The 2153-nt window shown below is 65.7% G+C and carries 1 protein-coding gene; it reads right to left on the bottom strand.

The features are described from left to right. Positions 1-14 precede the first annotated feature (14 nt). On the bottom strand, positions 15-2099 hold the full coding sequence (locus ADK64_RS04000; protein WP_053654828.1) for an ISAzo13 family transposase: 2085 nt from the start codon (positions 2097-2099) through the stop codon (positions 15-17). Positions 2100-2153: the final 54 nt, after the last annotated feature.

Raw genomic sequence — 2153 nt, 5'->3', positions numbered from 1 at the left:
GAAGCCGTAAGGATTCAACATGGTGTTTCGCTGTCTTCTGTGACGGATGCGAGTACCTCGGCGGTCGTAGCGAAGCGCCGTTCGGCAAGTGTCGGAACGTATGTGTCCTGCTCGAGCAGGGGACGGACATCGTCGATGGCGTTGCGGATGGTGCCGCGACTGACACCGAACAAGTCGGCCAGGGTCTGCTGGTTGCATAGATCTCGCTGGGAAAGGACCGTCGCGAGGATCCGGTCCGCGTCGGTGATCTTTTGACGGAAGACGCCGCCACGGGTTCCGGGGCGCCGGTCGCCGCCGCGTTTGCGGTGCCGACGTTGTTCGATCGTGGCCTGGTAGGGCACGGTGATCCGGTCAATCAGCGCCTGGAAGTCCGGCCGGGGCATGCCGGTGAGTGCGGGGTGGGACAGGGTCTGGGAGAGATCCATTCGGCTGGTGGTCGCACCGTCGTTTGCCCAGTCGCGTAGTTCCTGGGCGGAGGAGAAGTAGTGCGCGGTCTGCGAGACCGTGATCTTTTGCGCGTCTATGAGTGTGCGGGTCTCGCCGATGACCTGGCCGATCGTGACCGGGTTGATGGCGAGCAGGTCGACCAGAACCTTCTGGGAGCAGACGCGGCGCAGGTAGGTCACTGTGACGAGGATGCGGTCGGCGTTTGAGAGCAGGGGCCTGCCATGTGCTCCGGGGGCCTTCAGACGGCGGCCGCCGCGCTGCTGGAACTTGCGCTGTTCGGCCTGAGCGGCTTGCGCTGGGGCCAGCCGGGCGCATAATGCCTCCAGCTCTGATGAGGTCATGCCGCTCAGGTGCGGGTCGGCGAGCATCGCCAGAACCTGCGACCTGCTCTGGTCCCGATCGCTCGTGTTGACAGCGCAGTTGCTGGCGGCGCCAGCCGGGGCGATCGTGTAGTTCCAGGATCCGTGCTGGTCGTGGGGTGTGATCGGCAGAGAGTGCAAGTGCTCGCGGCTGACGGAGATCCCCACCGGGTAGGTCCCGGTGTCCAGCTCGGCGTGAACGCGCAGACCGGTGCGGGTGCGGGTCGCGGCGATGCTGTTGACCACGACTTCGTGGCTGGTCAGGGGCCTGCCACGCCAGTTCATGGTGATGTGGGAGAACAGCCGATGCTCGACCTTGTTCCATTTCGAGGTGCCCGGCGGAAAGTGGCAGACGGTCACCGTGAGACCCATCTGGGCGGCGAACGCGGCGAGTTCGGCCTTCCATAGCCGGTAGCGGTAGCTGTTGGACCCTCCGCAGTCCGCGGTGATCAACAGTCTGTCGGCATCCGGGTAGTCCATCCGCCCGCGGGCCCGCCACCAGCGGCGAATCGACTCGACGGCGAACACCGAGGTGTCGTGATCGGTGCCGACGTTCACCCAGCCGCTGTCGTGGGCCAGATCGTAGATGCCGAAGGGTATCGCCACGTCGACGTCGGGGCCGATGAAGTAGAAGCTGTGGTCCTCCACCTGCACCGGATCGCCGGCGGGGCGCCATTGCCGCCCGGGGTTCGGCAGCTGCCCCAGCTGTTCCTTCTTCTTGGCATCGATGCTGATGACCGGCTGACCGCCGGACTGGTGCTCCTTGACCTGCTCGTTGATGTAGCGGAACTGCGCGTCCCGGCCGGGGTGCTGCTTGCCTTCCAGCGTCTTGGCGCTTGCCTGCAGGCTGAAGCCTTGACCTTTCAGGAGCCGGCCGACGGTCGGAGCGGAGACCGGGTGCCCTTGCCGGGTCAGCTCTTCTGCGAGGTTGCGCAGGGACTTGGTGGTCCAGCGCAGCGGCGACATCGGATCACCCCGCTCGTCCGGCTCCACCAGCTTCAGCAACGCAGGAACCAGGGAAGGATCTTGTTCCTCGGCGGGCTTGCGGCCACCCCCGGGGCGCCGGACGCAGCCGTCCGGCAGCGGATCCCCACCGGCCTCCAGCTCGAACACCCCGTTGCGGACCGTGCTCTCGCTCACCCCGGCTACCCCTGCAACGGCCCGTACCCCACCGTGTCCGAGCAGCCGCGCCTCCTGGGCCAGCACCAGACGCCGCTGACGCTCGTTCAGATGCGGCAAAACGACCTGAAACCGCAGCGCAAGCTGATTCAGAACATCGGCGGCGAAGCTCATACCAGAGCAACGATCTTGTCCTATGAAAGCAACGGGTTGATTCTTTACGGCTTC

The organism is Streptomyces sp. MMG1121, assembly GCF_001280015.1.
Taxonomy (GTDB): Bacteria; Actinomycetota; Actinomycetes; order Streptomycetales; family Streptomycetaceae; genus Streptomyces.
This window is presented reverse-complemented; position numbering and strand designations above follow the sequence as displayed.